Raw genomic sequence first — 16,380 nt, 5'->3', positions numbered from 1 at the left:
TGCGATCAATTAGTGGGACCGGCTTCAGCCGGGAAGAGGCCCGCATGAACGCCATCAATCATGCGGTGTGACCACCGACGCCTTCCCGGCTAAAGCCGGTCCCACAAGTTGGCGTTTCAGCCAGACCCACTGGATGCATGCGATCGATTAGTGGGAGCGGCTTCAGCCTGGAAGAGGTCCGCATGAACGCCATCAATCATGCGGTGTGACCACCGACGCCTTCCCGGCTAAAGCCGGTCCCACAAGTTGGCGTTTCAGCCAGACCCACTGGATGCATGCGATCAATTAGTGGGACCGGCTTCAGCCGGGAAGAGGCACGCATGAACGCCATCAATCATGCGGTGTGACCACCGACGCCTTCCCGGCTAAAGCCGGTCCCACGGAGGCTGTCCCGCGTAGTCTGATCCTTCACGCATTCACCAACCGATACCCGACCCCCGCTTCCGTCACGATGTACTGCGGCGCGGCGGGGTCGTCGCCGAGTTTCTGGCGCAGGTGGCCCACCACGATGCGCAGGTAATGGGTGTCTTCGACGTGGGTCGGGCCCCAGATGTCCTTGAGCAATTGCTGCTGGGTGATGACCCGCCCGGGATGCCGCGCCAGTTGCGCCAGCACCGCGTATTCCTTGCGGGTCAGGCCGACTTCGGTATCGCCCAGGGACACCCGGCGGTAGGCCAGATCGATGTTCAGCGGGCCAATGACCACCGCCGACTCTACCTGACCGCTCTCCGGCGCCTGGCGCAGCAGTGAACGAATCCGCGCCAGAAACTCCTGGATGCCAAACGGCTTGGTCACGTAATCATTCGCACCGGCGTCCAGGGCGCGAACCTTCTCGCCCTCGCTGGCACGCACCGACAGCACCAGTACCGGCACTGTCGACCACTCGCGAAACTGACTGAGCACGTCCTGCCCGTCCATGTCCGGCAGGCCCAGGTCGAGCACCAACAGGTCGGGTTTGTTGAGCGCGGCCTGAGTCAAGCCATCGCTGCCAGTTCCTGCTTCCAGCACTTTGTAGCCTTGTGACGCGAGGCTGATGCGCAGGAACTTGCGGATCTGCGGCTCGTCATCGATCACCAGAATGGTCGCCGTCTGGCTCATGGGTGTCCTGTCATTGGAAAAAAGGGCAGTTGCAAACGCACGTCAGCGTAGCGCAAAACGGTTTCAGACCGCCTGGTCCATTTCCGCCTCGGGTTGCGCCTGGAGCGGCAGATGCAGACTGATGCAGGTGCCGCGACCGTCGATGCCATCACCCACGCTGATCCGCCCGCCATGGGCGCCGACCATGCCCTGACAGATCGCCAGACCCAGCCCAGTGCCCTGCCCGCCTCGGTCACCCCGCGCGGCGGTGTAGAACATGTCGAAAATCTTAGCCCGTTCACCCTCGGGTATCCCCGGCCCCTCATCGCTGACGGCGAAGACGATCTCCTCGTTCTGCGCACTGACCGCCATCTGCAGACGACCATTGACCGGCGAGAAGCGCGCGGCGTTTTCAATCACGTTGATCAACGCCTGCTCGATCAGCGCGGCGTGGACATACAGCAGCGGCAGCTCCGCCGGCAGTTGAGTCATGACTTGCAGCGGCGCGAGCACGGCGCGAAGGCGATTGAGCGCGCTGCCGACGATGTCACCCGGCGAGACCCAGTCCCGCGCCAGCTTCAGCGCGCCGTGGCCGAGGCGCGTCATGTCCAGCAGGTTCTGAATGTAGCGGTCCAGACGCTCGGCCTCGTCGCGTGTGCCTTCGAGCAACTCGCGACGGTCTTCCAGCGGAATCGCCTCGCCCAGCGCCAGCAGGCTGTCGATGCTGCCGCGCATGGCAGTCAGCGGCGTGCGCAGGTCGTGGGACACCGAGGCCAGCAAGGCGCTGCGCAGTTGTTCGGTCTCGCCATGCAAACGCGCGGCTTCCAGGTCCTCGGCCAGCCGCGCCCGCGCCAGCGCCTGACCCAGTGGCTGACTCAGCGCCGTGAGCAAACGTCGACGCTGAGGCGTGAAGGTCTGGCCCTGTTTCGCACGAATCCCCAGCAACGCCAGCGGCGCGTCGTCGACCCACAACGGCAGCCACCACCAACTCCCCGACGGCAGCGTGCCGGTGCCCTTGCCCGCCGGTTGCCCGTGCTGCCAGGCCCAGTCCGCCGCCGCGCGCTCGAATTCGGAGAATTCCATCGGCCCGCCCACCTCGACCTTCCAGCCCTGTTCGCGATCGTTGTCCAGCACGCACAGTTGCAACTCGCTCCAGCCGGCCAGGTGATGATCGGCGGCGCTCAGCACCGCCTGCCGATCGGTGGCGGCGGTCAGGCGACGGGACAGGTCAAGGAGTTCGCTGGTCTCCTCTTGAGTGTCGCGCAGCGCCTGCAACTGGCGACGCTGGCGAGCGGCAAGATTGCCGGTCAGCGCCGCCATCAACAGAAAGAACAGCAACGTCAGCACGTCTTCTTCGCGCTGGATGCTCAGGGAAAAATTCGGGGGAATGAACAGAAAGTCATAGGCCAGAAACGACAGCACCGAACAGACCATCGCCGGACCGACGCTGCTGCGCACGGCCACCAGCAGCACGGCGGCGAGAAAGACGAGGGAGATATTCGGCAGCGCCAGCCAGCTGGATACCGCCCAGGCCAGAGCACTGGCGCCGACCGTGGCGAACAGCGCCAATGCGTAGTCGAACCAGACCAGATTGCGTGGCGTAGTGGATTGCGGCTGATCGGGGCGCGACTCGCTGTCGAGGACGTTGATTTCCAGGCCGTGGGCATTGCGCAGCAGACGCGACGCCAGGCCGCCGCCCAACACCCGACGGCGCATCGAAGGACGCGACTGGCCGACCAGCACCAGACTCGCGCGGCGTTCGGTCGCGTGCTGAATCAACGTCTTCGCCACTTCCGGCGCGCGCAGCACCACCACTTCCCCACCGAGGCGTTCGGCGAGCTGCTGGGCGTTCTGCAAACGGCCGCGCGCCAGTTCATCGAAAAAGCGCCCGTTGTCGACGTGCACCAGGCTCCACGGCAGATGCCGACGCTGCGCGACCCGGCTGGCGTGGCGCACCAGACGCTCGGCCTGGGCATCACCGTCGATGCCGACCAGCAGACGACCGCGCACTGCGGGCGCCGACTGACCCAACTGCCGATAGCCCAGCGCCAGATCGTTGTCCACTTGGGCGGCGGCGGTCTGCATCGCCATTTCCCGCAGCGCGGTGAGGTTGGTCTGGGTGAAGAACGCATCAATGGCCGCGCGCGCCTGCTCGGGCACGTAGACCTTGCCGTCGCGCAGACGCTCCAGCAGCTCCCGGGGCGGCAGGTCGATCAGCACCAGTTCGTAGGCTTCCTGCAACACCCAGTCCGGCAGGGTTTCGCGCACTTGCACGCCGGTGATGCCGCGCACCTGATCGTTGAGGCTTTCAAGGTGTTGAACGTTGACCGTGGTGTAAACGTCAATCCCCGCCGAGAGCAGTTCCTGGATGTCCTGCCAGCGCTTGGCGTGGCGGCTGCCCGGCGCGTTGCTGTGGGCGAGCTCATCGACCAGCACCAGTTTGGGTTTCGCCGCGAGCAGACCGTCCAGGTCCATCTCTTCGAGCATGACGCCGCGGTATTCGGAGCGAAGCATGGGTTGCTGGGGCAATCCGCCCAGCAGCGCCTCGGTCTCGGCCCGGCCGTGGGTTTCGACGACCCCGGCCAGCAGCGAAACGCCCTGGCGCATCTGCGTGTGCGCGGCCTGGAGCATGGCGTAGGTTTTGCCCACGCCGGGCGCTGCGCCGAGAAACACCTTCAGCCGGCCGCGATCGTCCCGGGCAAGGTTGACCAGCAAAGCGTCGGCGCGGGTGGTTGAGTTCACGAAGGTTGTCCTGATCCATTGGATGACGGGTGATCGTTGGTTGTCGCCCACTCAGATGGGCATCACAGATCTCTATCCTGGCCGAGGCCAATTGTAGGAGCGCGCTTGCCCGCGAATGGGCCGGTACATCCGACGTTTCTCTATCGTCCGTGCCTATGTCTTCGCGGGGGGGCGCGCGCCGGCCGCGGCGGGGGGGGGGCGCGGCGGGGGCCCCCGCCGCCCCCCCCGCGGGCGGCCCCCGCCCCCCGCGCCGCGCGGCCCCGCCGTCCCCCGCCCGGGCGGCCCCCGCGCCGCCCCCCCCCCCCCCCCCCCCGCTCCTACAGGTCCGCGGTGTGCCGCAGATGTCTGCCCCGGCCGAGATCCAAGTGTAGGAGCGCGCTTGCCCGCGAAGGGGGCGGTACATCCGACATCCCTCTATCGTCCGTGCCAACGTCTTCGCGGGCAAGCGCGCTCCCACAACTCCGGTGTGCGCCACAGAAGTCTGTCCAGCGGACTCAGTTCACGGCTTTGCCAGACGGTAACCGATTCAGACCCAGATTCAAGTCCAGCACGTTCACCACCGGCGGGCCGATCAGCGAGGTCTGGGTGTTGTCCGCCACCAGTTTCTGTACCGATTCGCGCGGCAGGTTACGCGCCGCTGCGATGCGGGACACCTGATATTCCGCCGCAGCCGGCGACAGGTGCGGATCGAGGCCGCTGCCGGAGGTGGTCAGCAGGTTTAGCGGCACGGGGCCCTGGCTGTCGACTTTTTCCTTGGCGGCATCCTCGGCCACTCGCGTCGCCAGCGCCGGATTGCTCGGTGCCAGGTTGCTCGCGCCGCTGGCGACGGTGGCAAAAGCCCCGGCAGACGGCCGCGGATGAAACCATTCTTCGCCGGTGAAATTCTGGGCGATCAGCTCCGAACCGATCACCTTCTCGTGGTCGTCGTAGACCAGGCTGCCATTGGCCTGATCCGGGAACGCCACCTGGGCGACGCCGGTCACCACCAGCGGGTAAGCCACGCCGGTGATCAGGGTCATCAAAACGATCAGGCTCACGGCCGGACGCAATACGCTGGACATCATTCAATCCTCATTTCGAAGTGAGCGCCGCGCGGGATCAGTCACCACGCGGCGCAATCAACGGGTTAAACCAGGTGCAGAGCCGTCAGCAGCAGGTCGATCGCCTTGATGCCCACGAACGGCACGACCAGCCCGCCGAGGCCATAAACCAACAGGTTGCGGCGCAGCAAATGCCCAGCGCTCGCGGCCTGTACCCGGACACCGCGCAGTGCCAGGGGGATCAGCACGACAATGATCAGCGCGTTGAAGACGATGGCCGACAGGATCGCGCTCTGCGGGCTGGCCAGGTGCATGATGTTGAGCACGCCCAGTTGCGGATAAATCGCCGCAAACAGCGCCGGCAGGATGGCGAAGTACTTGGCCACGTCGTTGGCGATGGAAAAGGTCGTCAGGGCGCCGCGGGTCACCAGCAATTCCTTGCCGATCTGCACCACGTCCAGCAGCTTGGTCGGGTCGCTGTCGAGATCGACCATGTTGGCCGCTTCCCGTGCCGCCTGGGTGCCATCGTTCATCGCCATGCCGACGTCGGCCTGGGCCAGCGCCGGGGCGTCGTTGGCGCCGTCGCCACACATCGCCACCAGACGCCCGTCGTTTTGTTCCTGACGGATGCGCTCCAGTTTCTTCTCGGGGGTGGCTTCGGCCAGCACGTCATCGACGCCCGCTTCTGCCGCGATCGCTGCCGCCGTCAGCGGGTTGTCGCCGGTGACCATGACCGTGCGAATGCCCAGCTTGCGCAGTTCTTCAAACCGCTCGCGAATGCCTGGTTTGACGACGTCCTTGAGGTGAATCGCGCCCAGCAGTTTGCCGTCGCCGCAGACCAGCAACGGCGTGCCGCCGGTCTTGGCGATCTTGTCGATCTCCCGCGCCAGCACCGGCGGCAGGTCGCTGCGGTCACGGCCGAGGAATTTCAGCAGCGAGTCCACGGCGCCCTTGCGGTACACACGGCCCTCGAAGTCGACGCCGGACAAACGGGTTTCCGCCGTGAACGGCACCGGCGTCAACTGGCTCGGCGCAGGTTCGGTCATCGGGTGCTGCCCGCGCAGGTATTCGACGATGGACTTGCCTTCAGCCGTGTCATCCGCAAGCGAGGCCAGCAACGTGCCTTCGCTCAGCTCTTTGGCTGTCACGCCCGGCGCCGCATAAACCGCCGCGCAACGACGGTTACCGAAGGTGATGGTGCCGGTCTTGTCCAGCAGCAACACATGCACGTCACCCGCCGCCTCTACGGCACGGCCGGATTTGGCGATCACGTTGAGGCGCACCAGGCGGTCCATGCCGGCAATACCGATGGCCGAAAGCAGGCCGCCAATGGTGGTCGGAATCAGGGTGACCAGCAGCGCCACGAGGAACACCAACGGCAGGTTACCACCAGCGAAATGCGCGAACGGCTGCAGGGTCACGACCACCAGCAGGAAGATCAGGGTCAGGCCGATCAGCAGAATGTCGAGGGCCACTTCGTTGGGGGTCTTCTGGCGTTTGGCACCTTCAACCAGCGCAATCATGCGGTCCAGGGTCGACTCGCCAGGGTTCGCGCTGATGCGCACCAGCAGCCAGTCGGAGACCAGTCGGGTATTGCCGGTCACGGCCGAGCGGTCGCCGCCGGACTCGCGAATCACCGGCGCAGACTCACCGGTAATCGCCGCTTCGTTGACCGCCGCGATGCCTTCGATCACCTCGCCGTCGCCGGGGATCATCTCACCGGCTTCGACGCGCACCACATCACCCTTGCGCAGGGTCGCAGCATTGACCATTTCGTAGCTGCCGTTGGCGTTCTGCTTCCGCGCCTTCAGGCCTTCGCTGCCCGCTTTCAGGCTGTCGGCGCGGGCCTTGCCGCGGCCTTCGGCCAACGCTTCGGCGAAGTTGGCGAACAACACGGTGAACCACAGCCAGATCGCGATCTGCACCGCGACCGACGTCGGGACTGCCGGATCAGGGATCAGGCACAGCACGGTGGTCAGAATCGCGGTCAGTTCGACCACCAGCATTACCGGTGCACGGTGCAGCTGGCGCGGGTCGAGCTTGACGAACGCCTGCACCAGCGCCGGGCGCCAGAGGGCGGCCAGGCCGGTTTTGGCCGATACGGGCTGCGCGTCGCGGCTTGCGGCCTTGCTGGCCTGGCTTTTACTGTCCGGGCTCTTTGTTACGGGGGCTTGTATGTTCATGGTGTGGTCCTCAGAAGCCCAGGCTCAAGTGTTCGGCGATCGGTCCCAGTGCCAGGGTCGGCAGGAACGTCAGGCCACCCACGAGCAAGATGGTCACGGTCAGCAGGGTGACGAACAGCGGGCCGTGGGTCGGGAAGCTGTTCTGGCCCAGCGGCGAGCTCTTCTTCGCCGCCAGACTGCCGGCCAGCGCCAGCACCGGCAGGATGTAGCCGAAGCGGCCGATGAACATCGACAGGCCCAACATCAGGTTGTGGAAGGTAGTGTTGCCGCTGAAACCGCCGAATGCCGAACCGTTGTTGGCGGTCGCCGAGGTGTAGGCATAGAGCAACTGACTGAAACCGTGGGCGCCGGGGTTGCTCACCGCCCCCGCCGGGCCGGGTAACGACGCCGCCAGCGCACCGAACACCAGCACCCCGACCGGCATCACGATCAACGTCGCCACGAGCAACTTCACCTCACGAGCCTGCAGCTTCTTGCCGAGGTATTCCGGGGTGCGGCCGATCATCAGCCCGGCGAGAAACACCGCGATCAACACGTTCAGCAACATGCCGTAGAGGCCTGCGCCGACGCCGCCGAAGATCACTTCGCCAACCATCATGTTGGCCAGGGCGATCATCCCGGTGAGCGGGTTGAGGCTGTCATGCATGCCGTTGACCGAACCGTTGGACGCTGCCGTGGTGGTCGCCGCCCAGAGTACGGTGGCCGTGGTGCCGAAGCGGGTTTCCTTGCCTTCCATCGGCGCGGTCTGCTCAACCGAGGCAATATTCAGCGCAGGATTGGGCTGGTACTCGGCCCACATCGCCGTCGCGCCGCCAATCAGAAACAGCGCCAGCATGCAGGCGATGATCGCGCGGCTCTGGCGCATGTCCTTCACGTAATGGCCGAAGGTGAACACCAGCGCCACCGGAATCAGGATGATCGATACCAGCTCGAACAGATTGCTCCAGATAGTCGGGTTCTCGAACGGATGCGCCGAGTTGACGCCGAAGAAGCCACCACCGTTGGTGCCCAGTTGCTTGATCGCAATCTGGCTGGCGGCCGGGCCGAGCGGAAGGGCCTGGTCGGTACCTTGCAGGGTCACGGCGTCCACGTAATGGGCGAAGGTTTGCGGCACGCCCTGCCACACCAGCATCAGTGCCAGTACCAGACACAGCGGCAGCAGGCCGTAGAGGGTCGCGCGGGTCATGTCCGCCCAGAAGTTGCCCAGGTGCTGTGTCGAGCGACGGCTGATACCGCGGCAGAACGCGACCAGCACGGCGATGCCGGTGGCGGCGCTGACGAAGTTTTGCACGGTCAGGCCGGCCATCTGGCTGAGGTAGCTCAGGGACGCTTCGCCGCTGTAGCTCTGCCAGTTGGTGTTGGTGACGAAGCTCATGGTGGTGTTGAACGCCAGCGACCACTCCATGCCCGGCAGGCCCTGTGGGTTGAGGGGCAGCGAGCCTTGCATGAGCAGGATGGCGAACAGCACGACGAAACCGGCCAGGTTGAAGGCCAGCAGGGCAATTGTGTAGGTTTTCCAGTTTTGTTCGATCGAGGGGTCGACGCCGGACAGGCGATAGCAGATGCGCTCGACCGGGCCCATGACCGGGGTCAGAAAGGTGCGCTTGCCTTCCATGACGTTGTAGTAGAACCGTCCCAGCAGCGGCGCGGGCAACAGCACCAAGGCGAAAAACGCCAGTATCAGCAGGTAGTCGTAACCGTGCATGGCCGTTACTCCTCGACCCGGCCGGCGCGCAGGAGCGCAACCAGCAAGTAAACGAATAACCCTGCTGCGAGCAGCAGTGACACCCCATCCAGAACGCTCATGAAAAACTCTCCGTCATACGGCGACTGCCGTGTGGGGCAATTGTGTTCAGTGGGGGTGTAAAGGAACGAGAGCGACGGGGGGTGGGGGGCATAAAGAAAGCGTAAAGAGTGGTTGTTTTCGGGGCTCTGGAGGCTTTACGCGGCGTTTATATCCATTATCTGTGTGTGCAGTTATTAGGGTTCCGCCCTTACGGCGGGTCACTTTTGGCAAAAGCGCCCCAAAAGTAACCAAAAACGCTTTGCTCCTGGTTTGGCCCGACTTCGTCGGGTTCCCTCACTCCGACGACGCTCCGTGGGCCCGCGCCGAACGGACATCCATGTCCTGACGGCGCTCTCGCCGCATCCATGCGGCTCGACCCACTGCGCGTCGTCTACGTTCGGCCTGCACCCAAGTCGCGTTTTGCGGTGTTTGGACTTTCTGTGTATGGAGATCAAAAGCCAAAAGCCAAAAGCCAAAAGCCAAAAGCCAAAAGCCAAAAGCCAAAGCAGATCAAAAGCTTCCCGGCTAAAGCCAGTCCTACAAAGACATCGCATGCGTACAGTGGGATTGGCGGTGACCTCGACTGTAGGACCGGCTTCAGCCGGGAAGCTGTTGATTCGCTTTAGATCTTGATCTTGATCTTCATACGCAAGACGTCCAGACGACACCAATCGCGACTTGGGTGCAGGCTGAGCGCAGGTCTTGCGGAGTGGGCCGAGCCGCATGGATGCGGCGAAAGCGCCGTCAGGACATGGATGTCCGTTCGGCGCGGGCCCACGGAGCGGGACCGGAGTGAAGGAACCCTGACGAAGGAAGGGCCAAACCAGGAGCAAGCACCCTTGGTTACTTGGGGATGGTGCGACTTTCGACTTTTCCAAGTAACTCGCCGAAGGCGAAACGGTCTGCCCCCAGGCAGACGCTCTTGATCTTGATCTTGATCTCGGCGTACTCAGCCACACCGCAGATGTACCTGACTTGATACATTCAAGACAACCCACCGACACCTGCCCCCCTCACCCTTCCGCCCCGCTCGCCAGCGAAGTAGCATGGCAGCGTCGACTCCTATCCGCGGCCCAATCGGCGGCACCACACGGCGGCAGCACCATGCAGACAACACCCGACAGCCCCACCGCCACCGCGCCGACCGAAGAGCGCCGCTGGAACACCCGCGCCCTCATCGTCGACGACGACATCCCCATCCGCGAACTGCTCTGCGACTACCTCGCCCGCTTCAACATCCACAGCACCGGCGTCACCGACGGCAACGCCATGCGCCTGGCCCTCACCGAGAACACCTACGACGTCGTCGTCCTCGACCTCATGCTCCCCGGCGAAGACGGCCTCTCCCTCTGCCGCTGGCTGCGCAGCACCTCCGACATCCCCATCCTCATGCTCACCGCCCGCTGCGAACCCACTGACCGCATCATCGGCCTGGAACTGGGCGCCGACGACTACATGGCCAAACCCTTCGAGCCTCGCGAACTCGTGGCGCGCATCCAGACCATCCTGCGCCGCGTGCGCGACGACCGTACCGAAGAACGCACCACTCTGCGCTTCGACAACTGGCGCCTGAACAGCGTCCTGCGCCAACTCACCGCGCCGGACGGCCTCGTCGTGCCCTTGTCCAACGCCGAATTCCGCCTGCTGCGGGTCTTCCTCGAACGGCCGCGTCGCGTGCTCAACCGCGAACAACTGCTCGACGCCGCCCGCGGCCGCTCCATCGAAGCCTTTGATCGCAGCATCGACCTGCTCGTCTCGCGCCTGCGCCAGAAGCTCGGCGATGACCCTAAATCCCCGCAACTGATCAAAACAGTGCGCGGCGAAGGCTACATGTTCGACGCCCGGGAGATTGGTTGATCCGCTCGGCCGACACCCTGTTTGCCCGGCTGTTTGGCGGGGCACTGCTGGCGATCGTCCTCGCCCACCTCCTCGCGTTCGTCTGGTTCCACTACTACGGCCCGCGAATGCCGCCCCCGCCCGGTTGCGATCGACCGATGGCCGGCCATATGCAAGCGCCGTCCGACCGCGACCCTGCCGCCGAGGCAGGCCAGAACGACAGGCGCCGGCCGCCGTGCCGCCCGCCGCTGCTCGGCATTCCGCTGGTGCCCTTGCTGTTCCAGCTGATCAGCCTGGTGCTGGCTGCCTGGTTCGGCGCCAAGGCCCTGAGCCGGCCGATCCGCCGATTGAGCGACGCGGCCGAGCGCCTCAGCGAAAACCTCGACAGCCCGCCGCTGGCGACCAATGGGCCTCGCGAGGCACGTCAGGCGGCGCAGGCGTTCAACCTGATGCAGGAACGCATTCGCGAACAAGTGCGACAGCGCGGGCGCATGCTCGCCGCCGTGTCCCATGACCTGCGCACGCCCCTCGCGCGCCTGAAACTGCGGGTCGAGCAGATCGACGAACCGCGGCTGCACGGGCAGATGAGCCAGGACCTCAACGACATGATTGGCATGCTCGACGCGACCCTGACCTACCTCAACGAACAGCGCACCAGCGAAGCCCTGCAGTACTTCGACGTACAGGCGCTGATCGAATCCCTGGCCGAAAACGCCCAGGACAATGGCGACGACATTCAGGCGAGCGGCACCTGCCGGCCACTGAATTCCCAGCCCATGGCCCTGCGTTCGTGCTTGAACAACCTCATCGACAACGCCCTGCGTTACGCCGGCCATGCGCGGGTGGAGATTGAGGACGCCAGTGATCGCCTGCGGGTCAGCGTCATCGATCACGGCCCGGGCATTCCCGAAGACCTGCGGGAAGTGGTGTTCGAGCCCTTCTACCGCGTCGAAAGCTCGCGCAATCGCAACTCGGGCGGCGTGGGCATCGGCATGACCATCGCCCGGGAAGCCGCGCGCCGAATGGGCGGCGACCTGCGCCTCGAACACACCCCCGGCGGCGGCCTGACCGCGGTGCTGGACTTGCCGCGAATCTGACTCGACGCCGTCATCAGCGATGGGCCCGAGTGCGTTCGGTGGTACTGGCGATCGAGCCTGTTGCGGGACCGGCTTTAGTCGGAAATTCGTCAGGCGTCACACCGCAAATCTGACGGTGTTCGGATTGACCTCCTCCCGGCTGAAGCCGGTCCCACGGAGCGAAGTTTCACGCAAGCGCTCAGGTAACTTCGCCGGTACAAATCCAACACACCCACGACACGCCTTGCCTTGACGCTGCATAAGCCGGAGCACCGCCCCGGCATTATCCATCTGATGGGGAGTCAGTCCGATGATCACAGGCGTCAGCGGCAATAGCAGTTATTCCAGTTACACCAGTGCCAGCACGAGCAGCACCAGCACCGCCAACAGCAAGAAGTTCGCCGATGAGTTATTGAAGAAACTCGATGCCAACGGCGACGGCAGTGTCGACAAGGACGAGTTGAGCTCGGCGCTGTCATCGGATTCCAAAGACGGCGTTACCGTCAGCCTGAGCAAGGCATTCGGCGATCTCGACGGCAATGACGACGACAGCCTCGACGCCGATGAACTGGCTGCCTTGACGCCTCCGCCGCCACCACCCATGCAGATGGACGGCAGCTCTGCGGCGGATGACGCGCAAAACCTGCTGAGTGCGCTGGACAGCGACGGTGACGGCACGGTCAGCAGCGATGAACTCACCACTGCGCTGAGCAGTTCAGGCAGCAGCGCCGACAGCAGTAAAGTGTTCGATGCCCTGGACACCAACAAGGACGGCACCGTCAGCATTGACGAATTGACCGCGAGCCTGCAGGCCCAACAACCGCCGCCTCCGCCCCCTGCCGAAGACGCCAGTGACCTGTTCAGCAGCCTGGACAGCGACAGTGACGGCAGCATCACTGCCGCCGAACTGACCAGCGCTTTGCAGGGCACCAAGAACTCCGCCAGCGCCTCGTCCTCCAGCAGCCAGACCGCCTCTGCGCAAACAGCCACTTCGCAAACCACCACCCAGGCCACTGAAGCCCTGAAGCGCATGGTCGCGGCCCTAAGTGATCGCTACAACCTCAACGGCAGCGCCACGTCCGGCAAGTACGTGAGCACGTCGGCCTGACGAAAAAAAACGCCGCCGAGCTCAGCCCGGCGGCGGTTTTTGTAGGCGTGCTTGTTACTTGACCGGCTGAGAAGTCGACGGTGTTTGCTTTACCAGCGCTTTCAGTATTTGCGCCGCGCCTAGGTGTCCAGTCCCCGAGCTGTCCCCACATCATGATTGCCCCGAGAGGCAATAATCAGGTAGGGAAATTGAATCAGATCACCTATCGCCCCCTGCCCGACCTATCCAAATGAAACCCCAGCATCCCCACTGCCCTGGGCCCATCTTGATCACACTTCAACGAATCGCCCACCATTGCGACCTGTTCATTCTGATCACCGAATAGATTCCCCGGTGACACTCCCAGCTCCCTGCAGATGGACTGATAGATCAGGGCGTCTGGCTTCATTGCACCGACCTGATAGCCAAAGGCATACCCATCGAGATCAGGGAATGCCTGTAGCACCGCTGCCTCATACGGCTCGCAAGGGTTAGAGCAAACGCCAACCCGCACGCCCTCTGCGCGAGGCAAAACCACTGCTTCAATGCCATCCTTGAACGGTGTGATCGATGCAACTTCGCGATCCAGATCGTCTTGCAACGCCTGCAGGCGAGTGAGAGACCCGCGAATACCCAATTGATCTGCAGCATCCTTTAGCGACCATGATTTGCTCATCAAAACGCGCACATCGTGGGGGTTAGCTGGGCGGCCACCCGCGACCCCTCCCTTAAGTAACTGCCTGAAAGGATGACGCTTGCTTTGGAGGTCGTAGGACCTTGATGTCCTCAACGTCGGGAAACTTGAGTGCCCGATCAGCCAGTGCTTCTGCAGTGCCATAACTGGACCGTCAAACCATTATTCTCAATGGCTCCGCACTGATCGGTCACTTGCATAATCTTGCGCATTTGATTTGCGGGGGGCTGGCACGTGACGCTGCACCGGGTAGGATGTAATTCGAAGACAGGAGCTTTATAGCAACTACTGTGCTTTCAGGCATTAAAAGAGTTTATCCATAACTAACCGATGCTCACTTGGCACTTTTAGAAATTTACATACCCACTTTAAGAGCGGGCTCACTATACGGGCGAGGATACCCCCGTGAGCGTAACGGCATTGTCTTGTCATAATAATCACCCCGTCCGTGCAGATTATTTATCAAGCCAATCTCTCTCGTGCGAGCCACCTCAACTCATTAAGGAAATATTCGATGTCATCCAGTCACACCAAAAATCCAGATCTATTAACTGTTGGGTTGGCACAGATTTCACCCATCTGGCTTAACCGCGAAGCAACTCTTGAGAAAATAGTTGATTACATCGGACGTGCTGCAGAGCAACAGTGCCACTTCGTCACGTTCGGTGAAGCCCTCTTGCCCGGCTACCCTTTCTGGCTGGAACTGACCGATGGAGCACGCTTCAATTGCCCGATACAGAAAGATATTCACGCCTACTACCTTAAGCAGGCAGTACAGATCGAGGCAGGGCATCTGGACGCCGTCTGTGCTGCTGCTGCCAGAAACAACATCGCTGTCATGCTCGGTTGTATCGAGCGGGCAGCAGATCGGGGCGGCTACAGCGTATATTGTTCGCGGGTTCATATCGGGGCGGATGGCGTGATTGGTTCGGTGCACCGCAAGTTGATGCCGACCTACGAGGAACGACTGACATGGTCGCCGGGTGACGGACATGGTTTGCAAGTCCACCCAGTTGGATCATTTACTGTCGGCGGCCTCAACTGCTTTGAAAACTGGATGCCCCTGTCGCGTGCTGCACTGTATGCCCAAGGCGAAGATCTGCACGTCGCTCTATGGCCCGGCAATCTGCGCAACACCGACGACATCACGCGCTTCATCGCCAAAGAGGGGCGTTGCTTCACCATCTCCGTATCTGCTCTGATGCGGCGTGAAGACTTTCCATCCGATACGCCGCACTTGGACTTGATACTCGCAAATTGCCCAGAGATCCTGGCAAACGGTGGCTCATGTATTTCTGCGCCAAATGGCGACTGGATCATTCCGCCAGCCGTCGGTGAAGAGTGCCTGCTGGTCGCGACGCTTGATCGCAATGAAGTGCGCCGTGAGCGGCAGAACCTTGATCAGGCTGGGCATTATTCGCGGCCTGACGTGACGCGGCTTGTCGTCGACCGGCGCCGTCAAAATGTTGTGTCGTTTGAAGATTGATATGACCTGAACGAGCAAGCAGGAGGTCTGTTTAACGGGACAACTACTCGAACGAATGCCGGTTATTCCGGATGATGAGATTGTACTCGTGCGCAGCGCTGCATCCCATGGAGATAAGGCCGTGGAACTGCTGGCGCTCGCGATGCAGCGCTCTTTTCGGTTATGGCCGGAGCACTGCTTGCCGTTGCCATGCTGTATAGGCATAACACCAGCAGCCCCAAGTTGGTTGCCATCCTGCAGTCAGGGTTGCAAGGCGCGTAGGTTCTTTACGAAAAATAATGCTTCACACCGCGTGACGCGTGCCAGCGAGACCATCGCGGAAAGGTGACTTCACTGAACGTTTGCGATGCGATACCCTTCAGAGATCACCAAGGCTGAGCCTCAGAAGCAAACGAGTAAGGCTCAAGTGCCCGATCAGTCTGGCTAGCGACACCAAATCAGAGAGGCGCACTTGGACTACCTAGCAGCACTGACCGCTTTCGTAGAGTCGGCCAATGGAAATAGCTTCTCCAAAGCAGCAGAGCGTATGGGGATAAAGGCTTCTACAGTTTCGCGATACATCAAAGATTTAGAGCAAGATCTCGGCATTGCACTTTTCAATCGATCAACACGAAAACTTGCATTGACGGAGGGTGGGCAAACGTTCTTGTACCATGCCCAAAAAGTTCTCTTTGAATTATCAGAAGCCAAGGCGGCAACGTCCGCTCTTAATCAAAATCCTCGAGGGAGATTGAAGGTTAGTCTTCCGCCTGCTTTTGCGCGTCATCACATACTTCCTTTAATAGGGGAGTTTATTGAGCGTTACCCAGACATCACACTAGATCTCTGTATTGATGAGTCACAAATCGATCTGATCGCCACTGGAATCGATCTTGCGATTCGAATTGGCAGGCTAGCCAACTCCAATCTCAAGGCGAGAAAGCTGGCTGAGGTAAAGACTTTCCTATGTGTGAGTCCAGAATTTGCCACTCGTTATCCTCAACCGGATTGCCCTGATCAACTGCCCGTCGACATGATGATCATCGGACGCCAGTGGCCCGACGCGTTGATATGGGCCAACGACAAAGAGCAGGTGTCGTTGCCCATTGGTGGTGTACTTTGGATAAATGACCTTGACGCACAGCTAATCGCGGCGAGCAGCGGGTTGGGAATGGCATTACTCCCAGACTGGCTTGCCAGCGCCAGTTTGCGCGATGGTCGACTGGTGCGTTGGCTGCCTGATTGGGAGGTCAAGGTCTCACATGAATCTGGCGCCATCTGGTTTGTATATCCCCCGAAGCGAATCGTTTCTACGAAGGTGCGATGCTTCATTGATTTCATTGCTGATCGCGTGGTTGACCCGCCCGTGTGGCAGCGATAATTCCCGGTATGAG

The 16,380-nt window shown here is 62.2% G+C and carries 12 protein-coding genes and 1 pseudogene; 5 read left to right on the top strand and 8 right to left on the bottom strand.

Annotated elements, in window-relative coordinates; all coding sequences use genetic code 11:
- Positions 1-408: 408 nt before the first annotated feature.
- The 7 genes from ACYAR8_RS14180 to ACYAR8_RS14150 form a co-directional block, all read right to left on the bottom strand.
- The gene (locus ACYAR8_RS14180; RefSeq protein ID WP_074884893.1) at positions 409-1,098 is read right to left on the bottom strand and encodes a response regulator; all 690 of its coding nucleotides are present in this window, start codon (positions 1,096-1,098) and stop codon (positions 409-411) included.
- Between the two features lie 63 nt (positions 1,099-1,161).
- The gene (locus ACYAR8_RS14175) at positions 1,162-3,819 is read right to left on the bottom strand and encodes a DUF4118 domain-containing protein (RefSeq protein ID WP_463580211.1); all 2,658 of its coding nucleotides are present in this window, start codon (positions 3,817-3,819) and stop codon (positions 1,162-1,164) included.
- Between the two features lie 494 nt (positions 3,820-4,313).
- Positions 4,314-4,880, bottom strand: coding sequence for a potassium-transporting ATPase subunit KdpC (gene kdpC / locus ACYAR8_RS14170; protein ID WP_463580210.1), 567 nt, complete (start codon positions 4,878-4,880; stop codon positions 4,314-4,316).
- A gap of 65 nt (positions 4,881-4,945) precedes the next feature.
- Complete coding sequence (kdpB, locus tag ACYAR8_RS14165) at positions 4,946-7,042, bottom strand: potassium-transporting ATPase subunit KdpB (RefSeq protein WP_463580209.1); 2,097 nt, start codon at positions 7,040-7,042, stop codon at positions 4,946-4,948.
- Between the two features lie 10 nt (positions 7,043-7,052).
- The gene (gene kdpA / locus ACYAR8_RS14160; protein WP_463580208.1) at positions 7,053-8,747 is read right to left on the bottom strand and encodes a potassium-transporting ATPase subunit KdpA; all 1,695 of its coding nucleotides are present in this window, start codon (positions 8,745-8,747) and stop codon (positions 7,053-7,055) included.
- A 5-nt stretch (positions 8,748-8,752) separates the two neighbouring features.
- Positions 8,753-8,848 carry a K(+)-transporting ATPase subunit F gene (kdpF, locus tag ACYAR8_RS14155; RefSeq protein WP_037009437.1) on the bottom strand — a complete coding sequence of 32 codons (96 nt, stop codon included), beginning with the start codon at positions 8,846-8,848 and terminating at the stop codon, positions 8,753-8,755.
- Positions 8,849-9,671: 823 nt separating this feature from the next.
- Entirely contained in the window at positions 9,672-9,812 is a 141-nt protein-coding gene (locus ACYAR8_RS14150) for a hypothetical protein (RefSeq protein WP_463580207.1), read from the bottom strand.
- A gap of 120 nt (positions 9,813-9,932) precedes the next feature.
- Here ACYAR8_RS14150 and ACYAR8_RS14145 point away from each other — a divergent pair, with 120 nt between their 5' ends.
- The 3 genes from ACYAR8_RS14145 (at position 9,933) to xopAW (ending at position 12,848) form a co-directional block, all read left to right on the top strand.
- Positions 9,933-10,685: a response regulator transcription factor gene (locus tag ACYAR8_RS14145; protein WP_108119773.1), complete on the top strand. Its 753-nt coding sequence runs from the start codon at positions 9,933-9,935 to the stop codon at positions 10,683-10,685.
- Positions 10,682-11,761 (top strand): sensor histidine kinase, encoded by a 1,080-nt coding sequence (locus ACYAR8_RS14140; protein WP_463580206.1) that lies wholly within the window; start codon positions 10,682-10,684, stop codon positions 11,759-11,761. Before ACYAR8_RS14145 ends, ACYAR8_RS14140 begins: the two co-directional genes overlap by 4 nt.
- Positions 11,762-12,050: 289 nt before the next feature.
- Positions 12,051-12,848: a XopAW family type III secretion system calcium-binding effector gene (gene xopAW, locus ACYAR8_RS14135; protein ID WP_463580205.1), complete on the top strand. Its 798-nt coding sequence runs from the start codon at positions 12,051-12,053 to the stop codon at positions 12,846-12,848.
- A 119-nt stretch (positions 12,849-12,967) separates the two neighbouring features.
- Here xopAW and ACYAR8_RS14130 read toward each other — a convergent pair.
- Positions 12,968-13,617: pseudogene (locus tag ACYAR8_RS14130) on the bottom strand (HAD family hydrolase).
- Positions 13,618-14,035: 418 nt separating this feature from the next.
- Between ACYAR8_RS14130 and ACYAR8_RS14125 the strand changes: the two are divergent.
- Both ACYAR8_RS14125 and ACYAR8_RS14120 read left to right on the top strand, forming a co-directional pair.
- Positions 14,036-15,007: a carbon-nitrogen hydrolase family protein gene (locus ACYAR8_RS14125; protein ID WP_108119767.1), complete on the top strand. Its 972-nt coding sequence runs from the start codon at positions 14,036-14,038 to the stop codon at positions 15,005-15,007.
- Between the two features lie 451 nt (positions 15,008-15,458).
- On the top strand, positions 15,459-16,367 hold the full coding sequence (locus tag ACYAR8_RS14120; protein WP_463580204.1) for a LysR family transcriptional regulator: 909 nt from the start codon (positions 15,459-15,461) through the stop codon (positions 16,365-16,367).
- Positions 16,368-16,380 lie beyond the last annotated feature (13 nt).

This window comes from Pseudomonas sp. HP_01, assembly GCF_055284355.1.
This window is presented reverse-complemented; position numbering and strand designations above follow the sequence as displayed.

What these genes read in the sequence shown, in the direction of transcription:
- kdpC (WP_463580210.1), bottom strand. Translation starts at nt 4,880, where the DNA reads ATGTCCAGCGTATTGCGTCCGGCCGTGAGCCTGATCGTTTTGATGACC.
- ACYAR8_RS14150 (WP_463580207.1), bottom strand. Translation starts at nt 9,812, where the DNA reads ATGTATCAAGTCAGGTACATCTGCGGTGTGGCTGAGTACGCCGAGATC.
- xopAW (WP_463580205.1), top strand. Translation starts at nt 12,051, where the DNA reads ATGATCACAGGCGTCAGCGGCAATAGCAGTTATTCCAGTTACACCAGT.
- kdpB (WP_463580209.1), bottom strand. Translation starts at nt 7,042, where the DNA reads ATGAACATACAAGCCCCCGTAACAAAGAGCCCGGACAGTAAAAGCCAG.
- ACYAR8_RS14125 (WP_108119767.1), top strand. Translation starts at nt 14,036, where the DNA reads ATGTCATCCAGTCACACCAAAAATCCAGATCTATTAACTGTTGGGTTG.
- ACYAR8_RS14145 (WP_108119773.1), top strand. Translation starts at nt 9,933, where the DNA reads ATGCAGACAACACCCGACAGCCCCACCGCCACCGCGCCGACCGAAGAG.
- ACYAR8_RS14180 (WP_074884893.1), bottom strand. Translation starts at nt 1,098, where the DNA reads ATGAGCCAGACGGCGACCATTCTGGTGATCGATGACGAGCCGCAGATC.
- kdpF (WP_037009437.1), bottom strand. Translation starts at nt 8,848, where the DNA reads ATGAGCGTTCTGGATGGGGTGTCACTGCTGCTCGCAGCAGGGTTATTC.
- kdpA (WP_463580208.1), bottom strand. Translation starts at nt 8,747, where the DNA reads ATGCACGGTTACGACTACCTGCTGATACTGGCGTTTTTCGCCTTGGTG.